The sequence below is a fragment of the Pseudoalteromonas porphyrae genome, from assembly GCF_001298125.1.
Classification (GTDB): domain Bacteria; phylum Pseudomonadota; class Gammaproteobacteria; order Enterobacterales; family Alteromonadaceae; genus Pseudoalteromonas; species Pseudoalteromonas neustonica.
In genome coordinates, this window is record NZ_LHPH01000033.1 from 1 (window position 1) to 25,996 (window position 25,996).

The 25,996-nt window shown below is 40.1% G+C and carries 17 protein-coding genes and 2 rRNA genes; 15 read left to right on the forward strand and 4 right to left on the reverse strand.

From position 1 onward, the window contains the following. Both ADS77_RS20065 and rrf read left to right on the forward strand, forming a co-directional pair. A 23S ribosomal RNA gene (locus ADS77_RS20065) occupies window positions 1-162 on the forward strand; the annotation flags it as partial. A gap of 190 nt (window positions 163-352) precedes the next feature. Next, window positions 353-467: ribosomal RNA gene (gene rrf, locus ADS77_RS20070) — 5S ribosomal RNA — on the forward strand. A gap of 319 nt (window positions 468-786) precedes the next feature. Here the strand turns inward: rrf and ADS77_RS20075 are convergent. Beyond that, window positions 787-4,005: a TonB-dependent receptor gene (locus ADS77_RS20075; protein ID WP_054455992.1), complete on the reverse strand. Its 3,219-nt coding sequence runs from the start codon at window positions 4,003-4,005 to the stop codon at window positions 787-789. 359 nt (window positions 4,006-4,364) lie between these two features. Next, window positions 4,365-4,982, reverse strand: a complete 618-nt coding sequence (locus ADS77_RS20080; RefSeq protein WP_054455994.1) for a LysE family translocator — start codon at window positions 4,980-4,982, stop codon at window positions 4,365-4,367. A gap of 207 nt (window positions 4,983-5,189) precedes the next feature. Here ADS77_RS20080 and ADS77_RS20085 point away from each other — a divergent pair, with 207 nt between their 5' ends. The 5 genes from ADS77_RS20085 to ihfA all read left to right on the forward strand — a co-directional run bounded on the left by ADS77_RS20085 (window position 5,190) and on the right by ihfA (window position 11,050). Then, window positions 5,190-6,242 (forward strand): DUF2066 domain-containing protein, encoded by a 1,053-nt coding sequence (locus ADS77_RS20085; protein WP_054455995.1) that lies wholly within the window; start codon window positions 5,190-5,192, stop codon window positions 6,240-6,242. Further along, entirely contained in the window at window positions 6,242-6,952 is a 711-nt protein-coding gene (hda, locus tag ADS77_RS20090; protein ID WP_170174547.1) for a DnaA inactivator Hda, read from the forward strand. The genes ADS77_RS20085 and hda overlap by 1 nt, the downstream gene beginning before the upstream one ends. Before the next feature lie 418 nt (window positions 6,953-7,370). Next, the gene (pheS, locus tag ADS77_RS20095; protein ID WP_054206789.1) at window positions 7,371-8,351 is read left to right on the forward strand and encodes a phenylalanine--tRNA ligase subunit alpha; all 981 of its coding nucleotides are present in this window, start codon (window positions 7,371-7,373) and stop codon (window positions 8,349-8,351) included. A 15-nt stretch (window positions 8,352-8,366) separates the two neighbouring features. Then, window positions 8,367-10,754 (forward strand): phenylalanine--tRNA ligase subunit beta, encoded by a 2,388-nt coding sequence (gene pheT / locus ADS77_RS20100; RefSeq protein ID WP_054206788.1) that lies wholly within the window; start codon window positions 8,367-8,369, stop codon window positions 10,752-10,754. 2 nt (window positions 10,755-10,756) lie between these two features. Then, on the forward strand, window positions 10,757-11,050 hold the full coding sequence (gene ihfA, locus ADS77_RS20105; RefSeq protein ID WP_054206787.1) for an integration host factor subunit alpha: 294 nt from the start codon (window positions 10,757-10,759) through the stop codon (window positions 11,048-11,050). A gap of 71 nt (window positions 11,051-11,121) precedes the next feature. Here the strand turns inward: ihfA and ADS77_RS20110 are convergent, their stop codons facing one another. Beyond that, on the reverse strand, window positions 11,122-11,922 hold the full coding sequence (locus ADS77_RS20110; RefSeq protein WP_054206786.1) for a DUF2989 domain-containing protein: 801 nt from the start codon (window positions 11,920-11,922) through the stop codon (window positions 11,122-11,124). Between the two features lie 175 nt (window positions 11,923-12,097). On the opposite strand from ADS77_RS20110, the gene ADS77_RS20115 reads away from it, so the two are divergent. From ADS77_RS20115 to ADS77_RS20145, 7 genes are all read left to right on the forward strand, one after another. After that, a complete protein-coding gene (locus tag ADS77_RS20115; protein WP_054206785.1) occupies window positions 12,098-13,540 on the forward strand; it encodes a glyceraldehyde-3-phosphate dehydrogenase in 1,443 nt (480 codons plus the stop codon). Window positions 13,541-13,748: 208 nt separating this feature from the next. Next, window positions 13,749-14,879: a M14-type cytosolic carboxypeptidase gene (locus tag ADS77_RS20120; protein ID WP_054206784.1), complete on the forward strand. Its 1,131-nt coding sequence runs from the start codon at window positions 13,749-13,751 to the stop codon at window positions 14,877-14,879. A gap of 217 nt (window positions 14,880-15,096) precedes the next feature. Further along, window positions 15,097-16,602 carry an alanine/glycine:cation symporter family protein gene (locus ADS77_RS20125; protein ID WP_054206783.1) on the forward strand — a complete coding sequence of 502 codons (1,506 nt, stop codon included), beginning with the start codon at window positions 15,097-15,099 and terminating at the stop codon, window positions 16,600-16,602. Between the two features lie 155 nt (window positions 16,603-16,757). Further along, the gene (locus ADS77_RS20130) at window positions 16,758-17,084 is read left to right on the forward strand and encodes a hypothetical protein (RefSeq protein ID WP_054206782.1); all 327 of its coding nucleotides are present in this window, start codon (window positions 16,758-16,760) and stop codon (window positions 17,082-17,084) included. A gap of 1 nt (window position 17,085) precedes the next feature. After that, window positions 17,086-17,367, forward strand: a complete 282-nt coding sequence (locus tag ADS77_RS20135; protein WP_054455997.1) for a YeaC family protein — start codon at window positions 17,086-17,088, stop codon at window positions 17,365-17,367. Beyond that, window positions 17,357-20,038 (forward strand): DUF349 domain-containing protein, encoded by a 2,682-nt coding sequence (locus tag ADS77_RS20140; RefSeq protein WP_054455999.1) that lies wholly within the window; start codon window positions 17,357-17,359, stop codon window positions 20,036-20,038. The genes ADS77_RS20135 and ADS77_RS20140 overlap by 11 nt, the downstream gene beginning before the upstream one ends. Window positions 20,039-20,113: 75 nt before the next feature. Then, on the forward strand, window positions 20,114-20,668 hold the full coding sequence (locus ADS77_RS20145) for a DUF1439 domain-containing protein (RefSeq protein WP_054206779.1): 555 nt from the start codon (window positions 20,114-20,116) through the stop codon (window positions 20,666-20,668). A gap of 89 nt (window positions 20,669-20,757) precedes the next feature. Here the strand turns inward: ADS77_RS20145 and ADS77_RS20150 are convergent, their stop codons facing one another. Continuing rightward, the gene (locus ADS77_RS20150) at window positions 20,758-22,383 is read right to left on the reverse strand and encodes an alpha-glucosidase (protein WP_054456001.1); all 1,626 of its coding nucleotides are present in this window, start codon (window positions 22,381-22,383) and stop codon (window positions 20,758-20,760) included. 732 nt (window positions 22,384-23,115) lie between these two features. Between ADS77_RS20150 and ADS77_RS20155 the strand changes: the two genes are divergently transcribed. Next, window positions 23,116-25,929, forward strand: a complete 2,814-nt coding sequence (locus tag ADS77_RS20155) for a TonB-dependent receptor (protein ID WP_054456003.1) — start codon at window positions 23,116-23,118, stop codon at window positions 25,927-25,929. The last annotated feature ends 67 nt before the right edge of the window (window positions 25,930-25,996 follow it).

A 25,996-nucleotide genomic window follows, 5' to 3' on the forward strand; every position in this document is an offset into this window, starting at 1 on the left:
CGCTGAAAGCATCTAAGCGCGAAGCAGGCCTCGAGATGAGTTCTCACTAGAGCTATAAGCTCTCTGAAGGGCCGTTGGAGACTACAACGTTGATAGGCAAGGTGTGGAAGCATAGTGATATGTTAAGCTAACTTGTACTAATTACCCGTGAGGCTTAACCATACAACGCCAAACGCGTTTTATGTGACTGTTTAAGCGCAGAAGTTAAGATTGTAGGTCGTGATTTATCGCGACAACTAAAGTAGATTACTGGCAGCTGTAAGCGATAAGCTTAAAGTTGTAAGAAAACAATTATCAGCATTTTCCAAATTTTAATTAATTGGCTCGAAAGAGCGAATTAATACCAAATTTGCTTGGTGACAATAGCGTTTTGGACCCACCTGATCCCATGCCGAACTCAGTAGTGAAACGAAACAGCGCCGATGATAGTGTAGCATTTGTTATGTGAAAGTAGGTCATCGCCAGGCTCCAAATAAAGAAAGCCCGACTCACAGAGTCGGGCTTTTTTACGTCTGCAGGAAAGTGAAAAAGCGAGCAAGGTGCAAGGTGGTCAATGTCGCTCAGGCGTTCACCTGAAAGCAACACCCCCCCATATATCGGTTGTCGCGATAAATCACGACCTACATCGTACTGAGTGAACTCAAATAGTGTGTGTAATACCAATCTGCATCAATATTTGAACAATTTAACGAATTAAATCACGCTATAACCCAGTTAGCTCTTTATTTAACTCGCTAGGGTGGTTAAATATTTAAGTCGATTGGTATTACATCCAAGGTGTTTATTTTAGAATGTTGCTCGTACGCTAAGCGCAAAGCGTCGATCAGTCGTGAAGTTTAATGCTTGCGTTCTTGTTCCGGCTTGATCCATCTGGTATTGAGTTTTGGTTTCAGTTTCAAGCAAGTTACTTGCTTCAATACCAACTTTCCAGTGATCATTAATCGTGTAGTAGAAGCTGGCATCCATCATGCCAGATGCCTCAGCATAAGCTGGAACATATTCTTCTGACTCACGTAAAGTAAGTAAATACTCAGAGCGCCAAGTATAAGCAAGGCGGAATGAAATATTTTCGTACTCATACATACCAATAATATTCATGTTTTGATCTGAGTAACCCTGTAATGGTAAACCACTAAATACACGAAAGGTGTTTCTAGTATCTGCAATTGGATTACCGTTTTCATCAAAACCTAAAGTACCTTCTGAAATATTATTAGGATCTTCTAAACCATTTTGATCGATATAAGTGTAGTTAAATTGTAAGCCTAAACCACTGAATGCGCCTGGTAACATGTCATAGAATTGAGAGTATGAAAACTCAGCTCCACGGATTGTGCCTGATCCTGTATTGTCTGGCCCATACGCAGATACATCGTACTCCTCACCATTAAAATTAACATCAAGATCAAATGATTTATTACGAATAATATTATCTAATTTCTTATAAAATAAGCCCACAGTGATATAACCAGCAGGTGCGAAGTACCATTCTGTGGTTAGATCAGTATTAATAGATGTTTCAGGCTCTAAGTTTGGATTGCCTGATAGTGCGGTGAGTTCTATATTATCAAGTCCAACAACGGGGTTGTTTATTTCATCAGAGTCCGCGCCAGGGGTTTGTAAACGACGAGTATAGTCTAGATTGAGAATGCTAATATTACGGGCATCAACTAAGCTTGGGTAAAATAGCGCTTTTGAAGCGCCGAAACGAACAACGACATCTTCAGAGACACCAAAGCTTATATTCAGGCTAGGTAAAATAGTGCTGTAATCAGTACCTTCAACGGTACTTAACTGAGACTCACCTGTAGCAATATCATAGTAACGTTTATATTCAGGCTGTTGCATAACAGCATTAAGAGATGTTCCTGGATCGCCGCGTTTGATAGTTGCAGGCTGTACAAATGCTCCTGTGGATTCCAATTGATAATTGACGTAGCGTAAACCAATGTTACCTACAATTGGTATATCTTGTGCAATAAAATCAAAATCACCGCGCACGTAAAGTTCGTTACGCTTTTCATTTGTTGAACTAATGTTATGTGCTGCATATGGGCCTTCGACCCGATTTGGCTTGTCTGTATAAGGAACGTAAGTACCACTACAAACGCCATTATTAGCGGCGCTATTTGTTGCGTTGTGCCACCCATCTTTACAACCTTGACGTAATGAGTTTGCGTAGTTTTTGACTAACTCCATGCGTGGAAATAAGAAGTTATTTACATCGCCTTGTAACACTTGACCATTGTAGTAATCAGAAAAATCAACACGTTCAAATAGTTCTGGTCTATTTATAGCTGATGCAGCATTTCTATCATCTTGGATCCAAGGAGTACCAATGGCAGACCAACCCTCGTAGGCGGTGTCTCGTACTGTTAGGTCTTTGTCTGAAAGATATAAACCTGCTTTAATATTGGTAAATACGCCATCAAGCTCATAATTCAGATCTAATTTAAAACTATCAGCTTTTGCAGTATTGTGTTCTTTTTGCTCCATACCACTGCCTAAGAATAAATTAGGTACGGGTCCATTCCAATCTTCGTTAGGTGACCAGCCAGCGGTCATAATATTATCGCTTAAAAACTCTACTGTTGGTCGAGAGCCTCTCATATCGAGAAAGTATGGGGATACTACATGAACATGGTTGCCGCGTGTCTGACCAGACATACTATAATTATTTAAAAATTTTTCTGAACTTATATGCTGATAGTCAAATTCAACGGTTAAACGGTCAATGGGCTTTATCGTTAGATTGAATGAGGTATCCTTCACTGTGTTTTCGTTTTGATTCCAACGACTGCGATAGAAAAAGGGAGTCTCAGGGCTGACACCCAGTGCGATACCTGAGGTTACGAATCCATTATCAGTTATTAAAGGATGGCCACTAGCTGTATCGTCCATCCAGTTTTGTGATGATCCCATAAAGCTTTTAAAGCCTTGTGCTGCTTGACCTATTTGACGTTCATTCCACTCAAGTGATGCTTTTGAATTGATGTGTTCTAGTGTAACCACAACAGTGTCATCACTACTTGCCCATTGCAGGGATGATGTGAAACCTGTTCGTTTACGGTCGTTGGTCGCTGTACTCATATGTATTGCTGCTGGCACATGCCAGACACTGCCTTCTGGTTGGCCTGGTAAGGCCGGACCATCTACAGGTGAGCTAGGATCAACGCCTGTAATTCCACCCCACTGATCGGTTGTTGGTAAAAATGAATCGCCACGAGAATGGAAGTTTCCTATACCTACACCATCACCTCGGGTTTTATATTCAGATTTTGATCCTGCAATTAAAAAACCAAATTTACCCATATCTGTTTCCCAGTTATCAGAAAACAATGCGGAGAATGAAGGAGTCGTTTCATCACGGAAGTCGCTGTAGTTTGCTTTTGCATTAAAAGATATTAATTGTTCTGTAGAATCAAATGGTTTACGAGTAATGAGGTTTACAGTACCTGCAACACCACCGGATATAAGATCAGCCGTTTGATTTTTAACTACTTCTATCGCACCTAGTAGTTCCGCAGGAAAGTCTTCATAACTTAAACCACCAGAAGGGTTTGCACTAAATGCATCACGGCCGTTAACTTCTGAACGAACGCGATCCAGCCCGCGTATAAGTACACTAGTCCCTTCATCTGCATAGTGTTTAGGATCATCTGAAGAAGCGAACCTTTCGATTGTTACACCCGGCACACGTTGCAGAGCTTCGGTAACTGATTTATCGGGGAGGGCACCAATATCTGATGCTGTTATGACATCTTTTACTGTATCAGCATAGCGTTTTAAATTTTGAGCGCTAAATATGCTTCCTCGGATCCCAGATACTTCAATTACTTCGATAGAGTCCTGCTTTTTCTCTGTGATGACATCGCTGTCATTTTGTGGCGCTGTTTGACCCAAAACTAATAGTGGGCACAACCCGAGGATCGCACATGAAACCGCTAGGCTAAGTGAAGTACGTTTTGTATGTTTATTATTACTGTTGATGACTATTTTAGACATGGTTTTATCTCTTTTTTGCTTTTTATAACCAGTGTAGCCTTGTTCAGACAAAGGACTTACAAAGCTATTTTATTATCGACATTACGGCCCAATATGCCAAATTCATTCGCTACTTCTAATAACCTATTATTTTTAATAAAGCATAAAAAGTAACAGTTATTTAAAGTTGAACTGTTACTTTTTAACATAAAGTGCGAAAAAGTAAACATTTTCGGATTAAATTCTTTTTTATAGTGATTAAGTATTGGGGTTATCAATAACGGATATAGCAAGAGATCCTGCATTATAGCTTGGGGGTGGAGTAAGATAATTATAATTTTGCTTTATGCGGCAAACATTCAGCTGGCCAATTAATGTAATTAGCCAAGAGCTAGCCAAATTCCTACGCCAATCATTAAACTACCAGCTATTGCATTCATCCATTTTATATTATCGCCTGTATTTAAAAATAGGCGTAAACTTTTACCGCCACTTGCATAGGCAATCATACAAATAAACTCGCTGACCATAATGACAGCAACGAGAATACATAGTTGAGGTGCTATCGCCTTGTTGATGCTTATAAAAGGAGGAAGCAGAGAAATCATAAAAGCCCAGCCTTTAGGGTTTGCTATGGCAGTTATAAAACCTTGCATGAATAGGGCTTTATGGCTTGCTTGGGCACGCTTTTCATCATCTACAGTAAGTTTAGCTTTTGCAAGCCACATGCTAATACCGATATAGATTAGGTAAGCACCACCAATCCACTTCAAAATAGCGAATATATTGGGGTAGTTAAGCATAATGCTCGCGACCCCCAAGACTGCAGCCACGGCGACAAGTGCGACACCTAAAACCTCACCATACATCATCCACATTGTTTTGCGTACGCCAATACTCATTCCGAGTGTCATTGCTAAAGTCATGCACATACCTGGCGTGATAGAGACAAAGAAGAAGGTGGGAATAAAAACAGCGAGAATAGCAAAATCAAACATGTTAACTACTTGTAGAATATATTTACGCAAACAATACCAGTTAGTTGTTAGATTAACCACGCTATTTTAACTACCTATTCTTTGATTAAGGCAATAGTAAAGCTTGGTAGTAACGTATTTATAATATTGTATTTTAAAATATATTTTTGCTTTGTTGAGTGCTTTGATTTAGGATCAAAAAAGTTTAAATCAAAGAACCAATCACCTGTGTCTAGATTACTAATTGCCATTGCCTCTATTTTTTTGTGTTTTACAGCGACTGCAGTTGAAGTCACTGATCTATATCAAGATGTGCTAAAAGTCACTGATAAATCTCGCGATGCGAGGTTAAGCGCCAGTCGTAAAGCGTTACTTAATGTATTAGTGAAAGTCAGTGGTGACCCTCAAGCGGATCAAAACCCACTCGCGCAGCAACGTAGCAAAGACATTTCAGAGTACATGCTTAAATTTGAATACGATGAAAAAGCAGACGGTGAGCTCAATTTAGTTGTTAAGTTTGAAGCAAATAAAATTAATGCACTTGTTAAAGAGCTTGATTTACCGTTATGGGGAACTCGTCGTCCACTGATTGCTATTTGGCTTGCGATAGAAGATAACTGGCGTCGAGAACTTGTTACACAAGAAAGCTATCCGCAGTTAGAAAAATTAATCTATAGCACAGCATCTCGCCGAGGTTTACCCGTTGTAGTACCATTACTTGATTTACAAGATCGTGCATTGGTTGGTATACCTGAAGTATGGGGAAATTTCTCAGAGCCTGTGGAGCAAGCATCAAGTCGATATAGTGCTGAGCGAAGCATCACAGCACGGTTATACAAGCAACTTGACAGCGAAAGTTGGGTTCTAGATTGGCGTTTTACCAATGATGAACTTTTTGAAGAAAATAGACTAACAGGTGATAAGCAACAAACAATCGCTCTAATGATTGATAGCTTAGTTGCAGGCTTAGCTGATGAATATGCAGTGGACCCAAACTTACTTGGGCAAGTAACTCAAGCTGCATTCGAATTAAAAGGTGCAAATAGCTTTGTTGATATTGAGCTGGCTAAACGTAGATTACAAAGTTTAAGTGTTGTTACGCAAGTGACAATTAGCGCTCGAACACCTGATGCTGTTCACTTTATGATCAGCCATACAGGCAATATGAGCGATTTACAAAAAGCGCTGAAACTTGATCGCGCTTTTGAAGCATTTGTCGACCCTCGTACATTTTATTCTGTTGTTAAAGATAATTTAGAATATCAATGGATTGGCTTATAATGCAGGCAATGGAGCCAGTGCAAATGGCCTTGCCGGTTACATTGCCGGATGATGAAACGTTTGCATCATATTTTGGTGGTGAAAACTCCCTTGAAGTGAGCCATTTAAAAAATGCGTTTAAGAGTTTAGCAACTACCTTCCAATATACATATTTATGTGGTTTAGGAGATTCGGGTAAATCACATTTGTTGTATGCAACGTGTATTCATGCACAAGAACATGGCTTATCAACCATGTTGCTATCGATGCGAGAAGTAATTGATTTTGGGCCTATGGTACTCGATGGCTTAGATGCACTAGATGTACTATGTATTGATGATGTACATCTAGTAGCAGGAAACGATGCGTGGGAAAAAGCGCTATTTAATTTTTTCAATCGTTTTAATGAGCCAGGTAAATGTTTGGTCGTTACAGCGGACTTGTTACCTGATATGCTCAATATCAGCTTACCTGATCTTGAGTCGCGGCTAAAATGGGGCACGACTTTTCAAATTCGCTCCATGAGTGATGATGATAAAGCAGAAGCCTTAGTTAAACGCGCGAATATGCGGGGGTTAGAACTGAGCGATGAATGTGCGCGATTTTTATTAACACGCTTAAGTCGTGATATGCGCGCACTACTTGATGTACTTGATAAACTCGATCATGCATCGATGGCCGCACAACGAAAATTGACCATACCTTTCATTAAATCCACGCTACATCTCTAAATTTTCCTGCAAAACAGCCTAAGTTCCCATTTTGCTTATGCAGAATGGGAAAGAATTCAATAAGATTGGTTTAAGGTCTAGAATCTAGTCCTTGCTTTCAGTTATCATTAGCTATTACCAGAGCGTGTTTACCTTTCAGGATTGAAATTTGTTCAACCTAGAGGCGTTTTAATTGCGATGCGAGGACTGCAACATAGTAATTCTATGTAAAGTTTGAGTAACAGTAAAAAAACGCCTTTAGGCAGAACCCGACGGGCAGCGTATGTTTGGTTTTTTTGCAATGTTATTGCACTATTTTGTAGGAAACTACACGACATGTGCTCTGCCTTAACTAAAAATCAAAGACTCAGCTGAAAAATTAATCTCGAAAAGTCAGCACGCTCTAAAGCAATCACCTCTGTGAAAGATCAGGTATCGAATGAACTTAGAAAATATATTAGCGCAAGCACTTGAGGCGGTCGCCAGTGCCAATGAAATAGCGCAGCTTGAAGACATCAGGGTTAATTACCTTGGTAAAAAAGGCGAAATCACGAACTTATTAAAAACCCTTGGTAAAATTGCTCCTGAAGAACGTAAAGAAGCGGGCCAAGTAATTAATCAAGCCAAACAAGACGTACAAGTTGCGATTAACGAAAAGCGCGAGTTACTTGCAAGTAAAGCACTTGAAGAAAAACTAGCCGCTGAAACAATTGACGTAACTTTACCGGGGCGTGTAATGCCAACAGGTGGATTACACCCAGTAACTCGTACAATTGAACGCATTGAGAGCTTTTTTGGTGAGCTTGGTTTTGAAGTTAAATCAGGCCCTGAAGTTGAAGATGATTTTCATAACTTTGACGCGCTAAATATTCCAGAGCATCACCCAGCGCGTGCGGATCACGATACCTTTTACTTTAATCCAAAATTAGTTTTACGTACGCAAACCAGTGGTGTGCAAATCCGCACTATGGAAACAGAGCAACCGCCACTGCGTATTATTTCACCAGGGCGTGTATATCGTAATGATTACGATCAAACCCACACGCCTATGTTCCATCAGGTTGAAGGCCTAATGGTTGATACAGATGTAAGCTTCACAGAGCTTAAAGGCATTTTGCACGATTTCTTACGTAACTTCTTTGAAGAAGACATGGAAATTCGTTTTCGACCTTCATTTTTCCCATTCACAGAACCTTCAGCTGAAGTAGACGTAATGGGCAAAGACGGTAAATGGTTAGAAGTACTAGGTTGCGGAATGGTTCACCCTAATGTACTTAAATCTGTGGGCATTGACCCAGAAAAATACACAGGTTTTGCCTTCGGTATGGGCGTTGAACGCTTAACCATGCTGCGCTATGGTGTAAACGATTTACGTGCGTTTTTCGAAAACGATTTAAAATTCCTTAATCAGTTCCGTTAAGAGTGAAAATATAACATGAAATTTAGTGAAAAGTGGTTAAGAGAGTGGGTTAACCCTGCAATTGACACGCAGGCTCTTTCGGAACAGTTATCGATGGCCGGCCTTGAAGTAGATGGCGTAGAACCTGCAGCAGCGCAGTTTACCGGTGTTGTTGTTGGTGAAGTGGTTGAATGTGGCCAGCACCCAGATGCAGATAAACTACGCGTAACAAAAATCAATGTCGGTGGTGATGAGCTACTAGATATTGTATGTGGCGCGCCAAACTGCCGCTTAGGTATTAAAGTTGCGGTTGCGATGGTAGGTGCTGTTTTACCAGGTGATTTTAAAATTAAAAAAGCCAAGCTTCGTGGTCAACCTTCTCACGGTATGCTGTGTGCGTTCGTTGAGTTAGGGATTAGCGAGGAAGGCGATGGCATCATGGAATTACCAAGTGATGCGCCTATTGGCACCGATTTACGAGAATACTTAAGCCTTGATGATAACATCATTGATGTTGATTTAACGCCTAACCGTGGTGATTGCTTAGGCATTAAAGGTATTGCGCGTGAAGTAGGCGTACTTAATAGCATCGACGTCAAAGCGTTAGAAATTCCAGCAGTGACGCCAACAATTGATGACAAAATATCAATTGAGCTAGTAAACGAAGAAGCATGTCCACGTTATTTAGGCCGTGTGATCAAAGACATTAACCTAGACGCAGAAACACCGCTGTGGATGGTTGAAAAGCTTCGTCGCAGTGGCGTACGTTCAATCGACCCCGTAGTTGATGTAACTAACTATGTGTTACTTGAACTTGGTCACCCAATGCATGCGTTTGATTTGAGCGCTATTGAAGGCGGTATCAAAGTACGCAGCGCTAATGCAGGTGAAGAGCTCGTTTTATTAGATGGTAATACCGCTAAACTAAACGAATCAACATTAGTTATTGCCGATCATAACAAAGCATTGGCAATTGCGGGTATTTTTGGTGGCGAGCAATCTGGCGTGACAGATAAAACGTCTGATATCTTATTAGAAAGCGCATTTTTTAATCCTGTTGCAATAGCTGGGCAAGCCCGTAGTTACGGTTTACACACAGATGCATCGCATCGTTATGAACGTGGCGTTGATTTTGCGCTACAACATGATGCAATGGAACGTGCAACTGCGTTGTTACTTGAGATTGTCGGTGGTGAAGCTGGTCCTGTCGTGGAAGCGGTAGCTGCAGATAAACTACCTAAAGTGACAGAAGTTCGTCTTCGCCGAGCGCGTTTAGACCGTGTTATTGGCCACCACATTGAAGACGCCAAGGTAACGGATATTCTTACTCGTTTAGGTCTAGATGTAAAAGTTGAAAATGAAAGCTGGAGTGCAGATGTACCAAGTTATCGTTTTGATATTCGCATTGAAGAAGACTTAATCGAAGAAGTTGCCCGTGTATATGGTTACAACAGTATTCCAAATGTTGCGCCAACGGCTAAACTAAAAATGACGACTCATAACGAGGCAACTATTGCGGTTAATAAATTTCGCAATACTTTAGTGACTCGAGGTTATCAAGAAGCAATCACTTACAGCTTTGTTGACCCTAAAGCACAAGCTATTTTACACCCAGACAGCGACGCGCTTATTTTACCACACCCAATTTCGATAGAAATGTCGGCAATGCGTGTCAGTCTGATGCCAGGTTTACTTGCGTCAGTCATGTATAACCAAAACCGTCAGCAACCGCGTATTCGTTTATTTGAGCATGGTCTTAAATTTTTACGTGACGAAAATGCAGAGAATGGCGTAAACCAAGTAGCAGTTATCGGTGGTGCGATTACCGGCCTTGCTCATGGTGAACATTGGGTTGAAGAAAAACGCACCGTTGATTTTTATGACCTAAAAGGTGACGTTGAAGCATTACTTTCATTAACTAATGATATAACACGTTTTGAAATCAAAGCTGAGCAATCGGATGGCTTACATCCTGGTCAATCTGCAGTGATTTATGTTGACGGTAAAAAGGTTGGTTTCTTTGGTGCAGTTCATCCGCAAGTACAAAAATCGTTAGATATTAATAATGCGACTTATGTGTTTGAAATAGAAATGTCAGCCATTGAGAAAAGAAATTTACCAGAGGCAGTAGGGGTGTCTAAGTTCCCTTCAAACCGCCGCGACATCGCTATTTTAGTGGAAGATCAGGTGAAATCTGGCGACATTTTATCAGTGATAGAAAAAGTTGGCGGAAATCAATTGGTTGACCTAAACTTATTCGATGTGTATAAGGGCAAAGGTATTGAGCCAAATTACAAGAGTTTGGCGATTGCTCTAACACTGCAAGCGGTTGATAGAACACTCGAAGAGAAAGATATCAATCTAGTAGTTGATAACGTGGTGGCCGCACTGGCCGAACAGTTTAATGCATCGTTGAGGGACTAGATATGGCGCTTACTAAAGCCGACATAGCTGAACACCTATTTGAAAAATTGGGGATCAATAAAAAGGATGCCAAAGATTTAGTTGAAGCGTTTTTTGAAGAAATCCGCTCAGCGCTTGAAAAAGGCGAGCAGGTTAAGCTCTCTGGATTTGGTAACTTTGATCTTCGTGACAAGAAAGAAAGGCCTGGCCGTAACCCGAAAACAGGGGAAGACATTCCTATTTCGGCGCGACGAGTTGTGACTTTCCGACCGGGTCAAAAGCTCAAAACCCGTGTTGAAGTTGGCACGGGCAAATAGATTAAAAAAGGCAGCGCAAGCTGCCTTTTTCTTTTGTCTTAATTTATATTATAAATTGATTAAAGTACGATTCAAAAATCACGTGGTGATACAAACTGTCCAGTCTGAATGCTCTCAAAAGTTTGCTCCGCTAAAGAGTCTAGACTATTTAAACTTTTCCCTGATGCTGTAAGCTGATGCTCAATTGACATTATATCAATATTTGTTATCCCAGAAAGCTGTGCAATTTTAGCAAACGTATAAGCGTGCTTAAATTTTTCATGCTTATTGAATAAACTCACAAGCGTTGTGTAAATTTCAGGGTTGGGGATTTGATCGGGCTTATTCAGCTCTAGAGTCTTGTAGAGCAGATCAATCGTTTTTTCTTCATCAAATTTAATATAATACGTTGCTAAAAAAAACTGCATCTCAGCATCTTCAGTCACACTGGGTTGATCTTCGATGGTTAATAACTTTGTTAATGCTGATTGATCATTATTGCGAGACCAATGATAATAAAGTAACCCTGGGTGATTGGTATTTTTGGTATCTTGAAAAATTCGTGTTATTTCTTTAATACTGGTTAAGTGGCCTTCCACTCGGGAAGTGGTTTTTTCTTTTAGTTTAATATGTTCAATTTTTGCGGCTAACGACACACATTGTTCGTATTTTTCAAACCCTTTTAATAACGCGTATTTATTTTCATCAGTGGGTTCTTTGTATTCATGGTAGCGCGCCATAATCACATCTGCTCGCTGTTCTTTACAATGACTATCTTTATTTAAATCATTACATAGCCCAGGAGTATCTTTACACACTTGGGCAAGTGTTAATGGTTCTTCACAGCCTGTTAACGCCAATAAACTTAGTAATATGCTTGCTCTTAGTAACATTTTTTAGCCTCTACATCATCTCTAATATGATTCTAGCGTAATGAATTGATCTCTAACAGTGGAGAATAAAGTTAGTTTAAATTAGAATAGCTGTGCCCAATAGGATGCATTGCTCTCAAAACTCAATATATCCTTATGGCTATCCGTTCAAAAATTGTTTAATTAGGTAAATAAAATGACCTCATCTCACGAGTTAGAATACACAAATAGTTGGCAAGAACGCCAAGATTATGCTGAAAGCATGCAACCTATCATTGGTAAGCTTTACCGTAATCGCGGTATTGAAATCGCTGTATATGGCCGTCCTCTCGTAAATGCCAGTACTATTGAGATTATTAAATCTCACAAAACTGTTGCCCAGTTTGAAGGCACTAAACTACGTTTACGTGAAAGCTTTCCGTTTCTTGAAGCTATCGCTAAAATGGATTTAAACTCAGCACGTATCGATATCGGTAAGCTTGCATACGGTTATTTATATAATGATGCAGCTAAAGGTCGTTCAGTTGAAGAATACTTAAATGATGAACTTGCTGAAATCATCAACTCACAAGCAAAAGAGCCGCGTGATGTTGTTTTATACGGTTTTGGTCGTATCGGTCGTTTACTCGCTCGTTTACTAATTGAAAAATCAGGTCCTTACGCTGATTTACGTTTACGTGCAATTGTTGTGCGTGGCGGTAAAGATGGCGACCTTGAAAAGCGTGCAAGCTTATTGCGTCGTGATTCAATTCATGGTCCTTTTAATGGTTCGATTACCATTGATAAAGAACGCAATGCAATTAAAGCAAATGGTAGCTACATTCAAGTTATCTATGCTAACTCACCAAGTGAAGTTGATTATACTGCGTACGGCATTGATAACGCACTTATCGTTGATAATACGGGTATCTGGAAAGATGAAGCAGGCCTTGGTCAACATTTAGAGTGTAAAGGCGCTACAAAAGTATTATTAACAGCACCAGCTAAAGGTAATATCAAAAACATCGTATACGGTGTTAATAACCAAGATATTCTACCTGAAGATAAAATTGTGTGTGCGGCCAGCTGTACAACCAATGCAATTACACCAACATTAAAAGCGTTAAACGATAAGTTTGGTATCAACAATGGTCATGTTGAAACTGTACACTCGTACACCAATGACCAAAACTTAATAGATAACTATCATAAAGCAGACCGCCGTGGTCGTGCTGCAGCGCTTAACATGGTAATTACTGAGACTGGCGCAGCAAAAGCCGTTTCAAAAGCACTACCGGAGCTAGAAGGCAAGTTAACAGGTAATGCAATCCGTGTTCCTACACCAAACGTATCATTAGCTATTTTGAACTTAAACCTAGCGACCAGCACCACGGTTGAAGAGTTAAACTCGTTCTTACGCCATGCTGCGCTTCATTCAGATTTACGTGATCAAATTGATTACACAGCGTCTACTGAAATTGTATCTACCGACTTAGTAGGTAGTCGTTATGCCGGTGTTGTAGATTCAACAGCAACAATCGTTGATGACAACCGTATTGTACTTTACGTTTGGTACGATAATGAGTTTGGTTATAGCTGCCAAGTTGTACGTTGTATGCGTGATATGGCAGAGGTTTCATTCCCAAGTTTGCCACGTTAAGTAATTACAGTCGTTAATTCATATTGAGCCAGCATTTGCTGGCTTTTTTAGTCATGAATGTTTTTTCAAAACCAAAGCCATGTGGTAGGCTGTATCTAGTTTGCTACATTTTAATAACAAAGCGTCTTTAACATGAAGGCGTTGTTGAATTTCTAATCTAACGCATTATTTGTTAGGAATTAATTTTTTAATCTATAGGTTTATTTAAATGAAAATCACCAGTAATTTTGACAGTGGTAATATCAAGGTCATTACCGCGACCGATCCACTTAATATTCAACTTGAGATCAATAAAGATCATCAATCTGATTTTTTTCAGTGGTTCCATTTCCGTCTTGAGACAACGCCTTTTCAAAGCCATAAACTGCATATTAATAATTTAGAAAACTCAGCTTACCCAGATGGTTGGGATGGTTACCAAGCTGTTGCATCGTACGATCGCCAAACATGGTTTCGTGTACCTTCAAGTTATGCTGATGGCACATTATCTTTTGAAATTGAACCTGAGTGTGGCAGCGTCTACTTTGCTTACTTTGCACCATATAGCTACGAGCGTCATTTAGATTTACTTTCGTGGGCGCAAAGTCAAGAAGCATGTCAGCTGGAAACATTAGGCGAAACACTGGATGGCCGTGACATGAGTGTCTTGCGCATTGGTGGAGAGAGTGACGAAAACAAAAAAACGATTTGGATCACTGCACGTCAACACCCAGGCGAAACAATGGCCGAATGGTTTGTAGAAGGGATTTTACATAAGTTATTAGATGATGAAGACCCACATGCAGCTGCATTGTTATCAAAAGCGGTTTTTTACATCGTACCAAACATGAACCCAGACGGAAGCGCACGCGGTCATTTGCGCACTAATGCCAAAGGCGTTAACTTAAACCGTGAATGGCAAACACCAAGCATGGAAAATAGCCCTGAGGTGTATTTAGTGCTTAATAAAATGCGCGAGACCGGCTTAGACATGCATTTAGATATTCATGGTGATGAAGCAATACCGTATAACTTTGTTGCAGGAAGCGAAGGTATTCCAGCGTACGATGCACGCTTAAAAGATTTAGAAGATAGCTTTAAAGCGGCATTGCTTGTTGTGACACCTGAGTTTCAAGATGTGCACGGCTACCCGAAAGATGAGCCTGGACAGGCAAACTTAACGGTAGGATCAGCTGCTGTTGCACAAGAGTTCAATGCGCTTGCTTACACCGTAGAAATGCCATTTAAAGATAACGATGATTTACCTGATCCAGATTATGGCTGGTCAGATCGTCGCTCATATCAATTTGGTCAAGATACTTTAGCGGCAATTGTTAATGTTGTTGATAAATTAAGATAGAGTACACTTGAATTAGGGCATCGTTTATTGATGCCTTAATGTTCAAAAATATCAAAAATTAATAGATAACAATCATAGAGTATTTAGGCTAATATTTATTATATCAAAGGGACACTCAGAGGACTCTTCCTCATCTCTTTCTATAAAAGGTAGCGGATTCTGGGCAATAAAGAACAGAATATCGTTAAACAATAATAAAAAATAATAGAGGATATCCATGGAAGCTTTTGTAAGCGCTGTTAACGGCGTTGTTTGGAGTAATGCACTCATCTACCTATGTTTAGGCGCTGGCCTATTCTATTCAATATTAACCCGGTTTGCTCAAGTTAGGCATTTTAAAGAAATGTGTAAATTGCTGTTTAGCCCTAACACATCTGATACCGGTATTTCATCGTTTCAAGCATTAGCCGTGTCATTATCTGGGCGAGTTGGAGTTGGTAATATTGCCGGTGTTGCTGCCGCGATTGGCTTTGGTGGACCTGGCGCTATCTTTTGGATGTGGGTTGTGGCCTTTTTAGGTGCCAGCACTGCATTTGCAGAATCAACATTAGGGCAAATTTATAAAACAGAAGAGGATGGCCAATATCGTGGTGGCCCAGCTTATTATTTTGACCGTTGTTTAGGCCAAAAGTGGCTGGCTATTTTATTTGCCGTATCGGCAATTATTGCCTGTGGTGTTTTTCTACCTGGCGTACAGGCAAATGCCGTTGGTAACGCGTTTACCCAAGTATTTGGCGAAGGTACAATGGTCAGCACTAGTTTTGGTGACGTTGGTAGTTTTAAGCTGGTTGCATTAGCGATTATTCTTATTGTGCTTGCTTTTATCATCTTCGGTGGCATTAAACGTATTGCAAACTTTACCCAAATTGTCGTGCCTTTGATGGCATTGGGATACATTGTTTTAGCGTTGATTGTAGTGTTTTTAAACATTGATAAAGTACCTGGAATATTTGCTTTAATTATTAGTGATGCCTTTACAGCACAGGCTGGCTTTGGTGCTGCTATCGCCTGGGGTGTAAAACGCGGTATTTATTCTAACGAAGCTGGGCAAGGTACGGGGCCACACGCTGCTGCTGCCGCAGAAGTTGACCACCCAGCTCAGCAAGGGTTAGTACAAGCGTTTTCTGTTTATGTAGATACACTTTTTGTTTGTACAGCAACAGCTTTAATGATTTTAATAACACAGCAATACAATGTAGTGGGTGAACTACCTGCAGGGCAGTTTATCGTACAAAATGTTGATGCTGCGACAGAGATAGGTTCAGCAGCGTTTACCCAAATGGCGTTATTTAGTGTATTTGGTAGTTTTGGTCAAGCGTTTGTTGGTATCGCATTGTTTTTCTTCGCATTCACAACAATATTAGCGTATTACTTTATTGCAGAAACTAATGTTGCGTATTTAAATCGCTACTTTAAAGGTGCAATCCCACTGGTATTAGTGAAGCTAGTGATTATGTTTATGGTGTCGTATGGCATGGTTAATAACGCGGGCTATATATGGACCATTGGTGATATAGGTGTTGGCTTAATGGCGTGGATTAATATCTTGGGTATTTTGGCAATATTTTTCGTGGCGAAGCCGGCTTTATTATGTTTACGTGATTTTGAAGACCAGAAGAAAGCGGGTGGAGCTATCAATTTTGATCCAGTTAAACTCGGTATCAAAAATGCGACTTTTTGGGAAAAACGTTTAGCTAAACAGCAGCAAGACGATAAATCATAGACACTGATAATTTAGCGTAATTTGTTTGTTGAAATAAATGTCTAGGCAATGACTGCAATTGAAAAAAGACAACGACAAATAAAACACGTACAATAAAGGGCGCCGCAAGGCGCCTTTTTTATGCGTAGATTTTTATGCGAAGTATGGAGAGAGATATGGCGATTGTTCGTTGTCCTAGTTGTAATAAGTCAATATCCGATAAACACCAGCAGTGCCCTCACTGTGAGAATAATGTAGCTGAGCTTGATGGCGAACAACGCCAGCAGCTGGCACGCGAAAAACGAATTCAAAAACAACAAATGTTTATGAATTATTCTTTTTTTGCACTGTTCATATTTTTAGGTGGATTCTTTAGTTTATACTTTTTACATCCAGAACCCGAAACCCCACAGTGGTACGCATGCACGGCAGCCATTGCTATCGGTTGTATTTGGTATTTAATAAATCGCGTTATCTTAGTGACTCTTAAAAAGAAAAAATGACATGAACATCGACAATCTCGTAAAAACAATTACCCCAGAATTATTTGAACGATTACAATATGGTGCCGCAACAGGCAAGTGGCCTGATGGTACAGTACTAAGTGATGAGCAAAAAGAGCAAACAGTCCAGTTAGTCATGCTTTATCAAGCAAAAGTAGCCCAATCTAATGAGCAATTTACCATTGGCTCAAATGGTGAAATGGTGCAAAAAACAAAAGCACAATTGCAAAAAGAATTCACCGTAGACAACGAAATAGCAAGGTTTAGTGAAAATGATCTTTAAACACCTTTTTACCCCGAAATGGAAGCACCCAAAGCAGCAAGTACGTCTAGATGCAATTGAAAAGCTAGATGTAGAACGTGATGCAACAATTTTAAATACATTGGCACTAGATGATAGTTCCGCAGAAATCCGCAAAAAAGCCTTAAATAAAGTCAATAATTTAGTGTTGTGGTGGAAAGCGTACAAGCAAGACCAAAGCTTAAAAGAGTTAGCTGAACAGCATATTTCAAGTGCAGTATTAAACGCCGAAAGTACGCTCGACACGCAGATTAAAAATGAATACATTGAACGTTTTGCACCAGTAAAAACACTTGAAAAACTCGCCTTTGCCGAGAAAGAATTACAAGTAAGAGTTAAATTACTAAAGCGCTTATCAAATCCTAAGCTGATAGAAAAAGCCTTTAAAGAAGGCGGCAACGAATTGCAATTGCAGTTAACGGAATTAGTTATAAATCATCAATTGACAAAAAGCTTAGTAAAGCATGCTCACGGTGAGGCACACACGCTACTACAGACACATCTTGATAATGAACGTTTAGCATCTGTTATGCCTGGTCAAGTGCAAAATGACACGCGTGTAGTGCTCGCTAAACTTAATGCATTGCGTGAAAAGCAAGACTATGGCGTTGTGTGTGAACAAAAAGAGTCACTTATAGCACAATGGCAAGCGATAGAGCTAACATGGTTAAACCCAGAGCAAATTGCAATACTAGAAGAAAAATATCAGTCATTGACGGCTAAATTGAATGTGCATTTAGCTTTATTAAAAGATCAGCATGATCAACAGCAAGCGATTTTAGCGCAAAAACAGCGCGAAGTTTTAGCATTGGCAAATCTTGAAGCACTTAGTGAAGAAATTGAAAATGCACTGCAGCTTGGTCTTGAAACACCAGAACAAATTCAACAAGACTGGCTTGATGCAAAAGTTGAGCAAGCACAAGCGGTGATAGCACAAAGCAATCTTTCAAATAGCGAGCATAAAACAAAAGTGGTTGCTAAGTTACAGCAATTATTTAAACAAGTTAGCCAATTACCAGCACTAAGCCAAGCGATCAGTGATTATAGAGTGGCATTAACAGCCCTGAGTGATTTGAGCACTGAAGTTGATAAAACAAATTTTGATGCCGCGACTGCGCAGTTTGAGCAAGCATTTAAAGCGGCCAATGCGCCACTTAAGCAATTACCTGTATCATTACAAGCGCCTTTTAAAGCGCAACTTAAAGAGCAAAAGTTACAATGGCAGCAAGGTATTGCGCAATTAAGTAATGAATTAACAAAAAACCAGCAGCAGGCGAGCCGAAAAGCGCGCGATGTTAAACGTCTAATTGAGCAAGGCCGTTTTAATGTGGCATTTGGTGTGTTTAAAGGTTTTACGGAGCTTTATGACAGCTTAACACCGGGTTTTCAGGCGCAGCTTGAAAAGCTTAAAGCGGAACTTGAGCAGCAGTTAGCAGATGCTAAAGATTGGCAAAAGTATGCGTCAGCGCCAAAACGTGAAGAACTGTTAGCTGAATTAACGAGTTTGTTAGAGCAGCCATGCACAGACCCAAAAGCCCGTGCAAATGAGGTTAAGGTTTTTCGCCGTCGTTGGAATGAGCTAGGGCGTTTAGACACTGAGCAAGAGCAACAACAAGGTAAAGAGTTTGATGACATGATTGAGCAATTATTTGCACCATGTCGCGAATACTTTGCACTGCAAGAACAACAGCGTGAAGCAACTAAGCTTGAACGTGAAGCAATCATTAATCAAATGCAAGCACTTGCGCAGGCAGACACCAGCGGCACTGAATTTGATTGGAAAGAGTTTGAAAGCCAATATAACCGCATTAATAAAGTCTGGCGCAATGCCGGTAATGTTGAGCCAAAAGTATACCGTGCATTACAAACACAATATAAAGCGCAACAGCAGCAAGTATTTAATGCACTAAATGCATTTCATAAAGGCAATGCGGCAGCAAAAAATGAGTTAGTTGAGCAAGCGCAGCAGTTATCAGTCAGCGATGATTTAGCGACGGCTTGTCAACAATTAAAAGAACTGCAACAGCAATGGCAGGGAATTGGTTTTGCAGGCGTAAAAGCTGAAAATGCTTTATGGCAAAAATTTCGTCAATTTAATGATTTAACCTTTGCTAAACGCAGTGATGAGTTTGCGCAGCATAAAGAGCAACAAGCAGCGGATAACGCAGTTGTTGCGGCGCAAATTATTGAACTAGAAGAAGCTTTACCAGCAGTGAATCAAAAAGCACAGTTGCTAGATTTGCGCACTAAAGTAACCGCACTACAAAGTAGTAAAGAGTTAGGCAACCGCATTAAAAAATTATTGGCTAACATAGATGGCAAATTAGCGATCCTGACTGAACAAGCTGCTAAAGCTGATTTTAGTGCGCTATTTACGGCACTTGAAAATCAGCAAGTTATCCCTGCTCAATGGCAAGGTAACGCAGATACGCATTTAACAGCTGCGCAATTATTAGTGAGAATGGAAATTCTTGCCAATGTGGCAAGCCCTGATGGCTCATCTCGTATGGCTGAACAAGTTGCCATGCTTGATGATAAGCATCGTGGCGAACAAGCTGATTTGCACTATTATTTAAAGCAGCTATTAGCGCTCAGTCAAGGTTCAGTTGACAGTGACACACTAGCACGCTTAAAAACGGTTTTTAGCGTTTAGTGGCTAAATGCGTTAAAGAATAAAAAAGCCGCCGTTGTGCGGCTTTTATTTTTTTATCCTCGAAAAGGAAAAATCATGAAGTATATTGTATTAATTGCCTGTTTATTTCTCAGTGCATGTAACACGACCCAAGGTGTCTCGTTTTATTCATTTACTAGCAGCGAAATTGAGTCAGCACTGAATCAACAGCTTCCTAAACTCAGTGAAAAAGTGCGTTTAATGGGCTTACCAGTGCAATTTGATGTGAACGATTTAAGCGTTAATGTTGGCCCCAATAATCGCGACGTAGTGATACTTGGGGCTGATTCAAGTGCTGTCATTAATGCGTTTGCACTTAAGTATCCGGTACGTTTAAAGTTGCAAATTGAAGGTGCGCCATTTTACGATAGCGAGAAAAAAGCAGTTTTTTTACGTGACATAAAATTGCTTGATTCAACCATTGATGCAGGTGGTTTTAAAGGTAATCTAGCCGTTTTAAATGATGAGGCCATGAATGTCATTAATAGTTTTTTAGCTGTAAATCCAGTGTATAAGTTAAACATGAATGATCCAAAAGTCGCGTTATTAAGCAAATTACCTTTAGATATGAAAGTCGTTGAAGGTGCAATTAAGCTAGTGCCTCATATGTAAAAACACGAGATTAACTAATCTGAACTCGGATTATAGTATAAAAAAGCCCTGATCATCAGGGCTTTTTAGTGTACTTAAAAGTAGGAGAATTAACCTATGCTTGCATAAAAACAGCCAAAGCCGGGCAGGGTTAACGTGTTTTTATTTACAGTACCGTTATGATGATTAAGCTCACTATGAGGTGTGATATTAATATGGTCAATATCATAGCTTGTGGTGCTTTGTGCGAGGTTAAATATACAAAGCATAGTTTGACCTGCAAAGCGACGGTAAAAGGCGAGCAGTGGCTCAGGGGTATCGATAAATTCAATATCACCCTCAAGTAATACGGCCTGTGTTTTACGCCATGCCATAAAGTGACGAAATGCATTTAAAATCGAATGTTGATCGCTCTCTTGCTCACTTACATTTTGGTTTTTATGCTGCTCATCAACGGGTAACCAAGGCTTAGTGGTTGAAAAGCCGGCTTGCTCGCAGTTATTGTTGTGCCACGGCATTGGTGTACGACAGCCATCACGCCCTTTAAAGTTTGGCCAAAAAGTAATGCCATATGGGTCTTGTAAATCTTCAAAGGCAACGCTTGCTTCGCCTAAACCAAGTTCTTCACCTTGATACATGCACACGCTACCACGAAGTGACGCCAGTAAAGCACTAAGCATCTTACATTGCTGTGGATTTACCTCGCCATTGGCACCCCAACGACTTGCTACACGCTCTACGTCGTGGTTGCTAAATGCCCAGCACGGCCAGCCTTGTGTCATGCGCTCTTCTAGTGTTTTGACGGTAGTACGAATGTACTCACTGCTGTAATCATTAGTGAGTAGTTCAAAACTGTAACCCATATGTAGTTTGTCGCCACCAGCGGTGTATTCAGCCATTGTCGCCAGTGAATCTTCAGATGAAATTTCGCCCAAAGACACAGTCCCAGGGTATTTGTCTAATAGGGTGCGAATATCTTGCATAAAGCTGATATTTTCAGGTTGGGTATTGTTGTAATGATGGTATTGAAATGCATACGGATTATCTTCACTAAAACCACGACCTTGACGTTTTTCAGGTGGCTTTGCAGGATTATCGCGCAGCTGTGCATCATGATAGCAAAAGTTAATTGCATCTAGTCGAAACCCATCCACCCCTTTTTTAAGCCAAAACTCCACGTTGTCGAGTACTGCTTGACGTACATCGGGGTTATGAAAGTTTAAGTCGGGTTGTTCTGTAAAAAAATTATGTAAATAATATTGACCCCGACGTGGCTCCCACTGCCAAGCAGGGCCACCAAAAATAGATAACCAGTTGTTTGGTTGCGTACCGTCGGGTTTAGAGTCAGACCATACATACCAATCCGACTTATCGTTAGTTTTGTTTTCGCGACTATCTAAAAACCACTGGTGTTGATCTGATGTATGACTTAAAACTTGGTCAATTATGATTTTTATATCACGCTGGTGAGCGTGTGCTATCAGCTCATCAAAGTCATTAAGATCGCCAAACAGGGGGTCAACATCACGATAGTCACTAATATCATAGCCAAAATCTTTCATTGGCGATTTGAAAAAAGGAGAGATCCAAATAGCATCAACGCCAAGACTTTTAATATAGTCAATGCGAGCAATGATCCCTTTTAAATCACCAATTCCATCGCCATTGGTATCTTGAAAGCTGCGAGGATATACCTGATAAATAACCGCACCTTTATACCATTGCTGTTGAGCCATGCTTTTCTCCATCGTGACATCAATACCTTAAAAACGTTGGTCGCTTAATAGCTAAAATTTTTTAAGGCGTGTTGTTTTCGTCAATCTTATTTTATGGGTAGGGTTAACTACGCCACGTTATTTTTGAAAAGCATACGTGAAGGCTTAGATACTGTAAAAAGCCTGCATACGTATGCATGCTAAATAGATTATTCTACAGTGCACAGATGCGAGTAATATCAGCATTAAATAACGTAGAACAAGCATCGTTTTAATTATTACCAATTAATATGTTAAAAAAGTTAACATGTTATAAAGTCCAATATGGCGCGGCTTTCATTGACTTTGTATTGTGTTGGTGCAAATGATTATTGGTCTTACCAATTGCCAGGGGTGATATACAATGCCACAACTAATAATTGAAATTGATAGTTACTTGTATTTTAGAGTGTTATAAGTCAGTTAGTTTTGAATTTACTTATTTAGTATTATGAAATTTGTTTTAGTGCTTATTGCACCAACATATTTATTTTTTACCTCTATAAAAACAAGGTGTTGCCAGTATTCTTGTGAAATTTTTGTTAAAAGTGATGGTTTTATTCTACTGTGAATACGTATGCATAAAGTTGTTAATAAAATAAAGCGGGCGTTAATATTCATCCTGACAACAAAATCAGCCAGCGAATAACGGTGCTTCTATCACAAGCCTGTTATTACGCTGGTAATAAATAATATGGGTAACGGGAAAACATCATGTCTATGTTCAAACCAAGTATATTAACAATTGCACTTGCGACCGCAGGTATTAGCAGTTTCGCTTCACACGCACAAGATGAGCAGCAAACAGCAAAGAATGACGTTGAAGTCATCGAAGTGAAAGGTTTTCGTGGCAGCGTTGTTGAATCAATCAATACAAAGCGTTTTTCATCAGAAGTGGTTGAATCTATTTCTGCAGAAGATATTGGTAAATTACCTGATTCATCAATCGCAGAGTCAATTGCACGCCTGCCGGGCCTGACTGCACAGCGCCTAGACGGACGTGCAAGCCGTGTGAGTGTGCGTGGTTTTAGCGAAAATGAAAGTGCAACAACGTTTAATGGCCGTGAGCAAGTGTCTATTGGTGACAACCGTGGCGTTGAGTTTGACCTTTACCCATCAGAAATAATGAGCGGTGTAACCGTCTATAAAACACCAAGCGCAAGTTTAGACGCTGAAGGTATTGCCGGTGTTATCGATATGCAAACCGTAAAGCCTTTAAGTAAAGGCGAGCGTGTGATCATGTTCAATGGTCAATTAGAGCAAACGGGTTTTGAAAAGCTAAACCCTGACGGCGATGACCAAGGTTTCCGCGGTACGGTTTCGTACATAGACCAATTTGCAGATGACACTATCGGTGTTGCATTTGCATACAATAAAATGAGTTCACCTAATCAAGAAAAACGTTGGAACTCTTGGGGTTACCCTGATTACAGTATTTCTGAAAATAAACTTAAAGACGACACAACTGTTGGCCCATATAACCCTATTTTAGGTGGCGCAAAGCCGTTTGTACGTTCGTCCACTCTTGAGCGCGATTCAGCTATGTTGGTAATTGAAGCTGCGCCCACTGATCGCTTGAATATGACATTTGATGCACTTTATGTTGATTTTTCAGATGAAAAAATACTTCGCGGTATTGAAGTACCCTTTGGTTGGGGACAAGGTAAAATACGCTCTGGTTCAGAAGTTGTTGATACAAATTCCGACTTTATCACCAGTGCTGTAACCCAAGGCCAACGTGTTGTTGTACGTAATGACTATGAAGAACGTAATGCAGAACTAACTCAATTTGGTTTTAATACAAAATATGATATCGATGATTCATGGTCTGTGGAATTTGATGCCAGTCGCTCAGAAGTAGAACGCCAAATTTGGAGTATCGAAAGCTATTCTGGTACTGGTCGAGGTGATGCAAATGGCATAGCTGATAACATTGGATACGTATTTGATGGCGGTAACACAGGCGCGCAATTTTCACATGAACTAGATTACAGCGATTATGATTTAATTCAATTAGGTGGCCCATTATCATGGGGTGGAAGTGCCGCACTTAATGACAAATATGGATTAAAAGACACGCCATACCAAAATACAGCACAAGATGGCTTTATTAATGCACCAGAAATTAACGACGAATTAAGTACATTAAAACTTGCTGCCAGCAAAGCACTTGAAAGTGAATATTTTAGCAACGTAAGCTTTGGTATTTCATATCGTGACCGCGAAAAGAGCAAAGTGTCAGAAGGTTACTTCATGACATTAAAAGGCTTCTCGCTGTCAAACCCGGGTATGTTGTCTATTCCTGAACAATACCGCCAAGGTACAGCAAGCCTTGATTTTATCGGTATGGGCAATATGGTCGCCTATGACACTAACGGTCTAGTGAACGATGGCTACTATGATTTATTACAAGAGAGCTTAACGGACCAAAAACACAAAACACAATCGTGGGCAGTACAAGAAGAAGTTATTGCGGTATTTGCACAACTGGATATCAATGCAGAGTTAGGCTCAATTCCTGTAACAGGTAATATTGGTGCGCGTTATGTGCAAACTGATCAATCATCACAAGGGTCTGCTGCAAACACGATTGATGGCTTAGTTGTTGTTTCGCCAACGGATGTAAGTCATGACTATAGCCATTTTTTACCAAGTATTAATTTAGCGTTTAGGATTGACGAAGACCAAACCATTCGTTTTGGTGCTGCAAAAACTATTTCACGTGCTCGCTTAGATGAAATGAATGCATCTATTAGTGCGTCTTATAGTGAACAACAAAATAATGATGGAAACAACTGGAATATTTCAGGCGGTAACCCTTTACTAGAACCAAAAGAAGCAACAGGGTTTGATTTAAGTTACGAAAATTACTTTAATGCAGAAGGTTACTTTGCCGCAGCTTTCTTCTACAAAGATATTACGCAATGGATATTCGATGGTAATTACGAAGTTGATATGACCGGAGTTGCTGATCCAGCAACAGGTGAAATACCTGCTAATTCAACAGGCTCTGGATCAGGAAAAATAAACGGTGGTGAAGGTAATTTATGGGGTTATGAACTATCTCTTGCATTGCCATTTAATATATTTCACCCTTCGCTTGACGGCTTTGGTTTAATTGCCAGCCATACCGCAGTAGAGCAAGATATTACTGATCAAAAGGGTAATGAATATGAATTACCAGGCTTATCAGATCAAATTGACAGCCTAACGGCTTATTATGAGCGTAATGGCTTCCAAGCGCGTACTAGCATGCGTAAACGCAGTGATTTTAAAGGCGATGTTTACGGCCTAGGCTTTGCAACTACACAGGTTGATATTAAAGGCGAAACCATTTTTGATGCGCAAATTGGTTATGACTTTACAGAAGCAGGCATAGAAAGCTTAGACGGGCTAAGCGTGACTTTCCAAGTGCAAAATATTACTGAAGAACCCTTTGTGTCATTACAAGGTAGTAGTGATTTACAAGTACGTGATTACCAAGATTACGGTCGTACGTTCTTACTTGGCTTTAGTTACAAACTATAACATTCTTTAGCGTTTAAAAGCCCTTGTAATTTGTTTTACAAGGGCTTTTTTATATCGCTGAGCTACA

Bases quoted from the DNA above. Each gene is read 5' to 3' on its own strand.
- pheT (WP_054206788.1), top strand. From the start codon at position 8,367: ATGAAATTTAGTGAAAAGTGGTTAAGAGAGTGGGTTAACCCTGCAATT.
- ADS77_RS20110 (WP_054206786.1), bottom strand. From the start codon at position 11,922: ATGTTACTAAGAGCAAGCATATTACTAAGTTTATTGGCGTTAACAGGC.
- ADS77_RS20145 (WP_054206779.1), top strand. From the start codon at position 20,114: ATGAAGTATATTGTATTAATTGCCTGTTTATTTCTCAGTGCATGTAAC.
- ihfA (WP_054206787.1), top strand. From the start codon at position 10,757: ATGGCGCTTACTAAAGCCGACATAGCTGAACACCTATTTGAAAAATTG.
- ADS77_RS20115 (WP_054206785.1), top strand. From the start codon at position 12,098: ATGACCTCATCTCACGAGTTAGAATACACAAATAGTTGGCAAGAACGC.
- pheS (WP_054206789.1), top strand. From the start codon at position 7,371: ATGAACTTAGAAAATATATTAGCGCAAGCACTTGAGGCGGTCGCCAGT.
- ADS77_RS20125 (WP_054206783.1), top strand. From the start codon at position 15,097: ATGGAAGCTTTTGTAAGCGCTGTTAACGGCGTTGTTTGGAGTAATGCA.
- ADS77_RS20120 (WP_054206784.1), top strand. From the start codon at position 13,749: ATGAAAATCACCAGTAATTTTGACAGTGGTAATATCAAGGTCATTACC.
- hda (WP_170174547.1), top strand. From the start codon at position 6,242: ATGCAGGCAATGGAGCCAGTGCAAATGGCCTTGCCGGTTACATTGCCG.
- ADS77_RS20140 (WP_054455999.1), top strand. From the start codon at position 17,357: ATGATCTTTAAACACCTTTTTACCCCGAAATGGAAGCACCCAAAGCAG.
- ADS77_RS20080 (WP_054455994.1), bottom strand. From the start codon at position 4,982: ATGTTTGATTTTGCTATTCTCGCTGTTTTTATTCCCACCTTCTTCTTT.
- ADS77_RS20130 (WP_054206782.1), top strand. From the start codon at position 16,758: ATGGCGATTGTTCGTTGTCCTAGTTGTAATAAGTCAATATCCGATAAA.
- ADS77_RS20150 (WP_054456001.1), bottom strand. From the start codon at position 22,383: ATGGCTCAACAGCAATGGTATAAAGGTGCGGTTATTTATCAGGTATAT.
- ADS77_RS20155 (WP_054456003.1), top strand. From the start codon at position 23,116: ATGTCTATGTTCAAACCAAGTATATTAACAATTGCACTTGCGACCGCA.
- ADS77_RS20135 (WP_054455997.1), top strand. From the start codon at position 17,086: ATGAACATCGACAATCTCGTAAAAACAATTACCCCAGAATTATTTGAA.
- ADS77_RS20075 (WP_054455992.1), bottom strand. From the start codon at position 4,005: ATGTCTAAAATAGTCATCAACAGTAATAATAAACATACAAAACGTACT.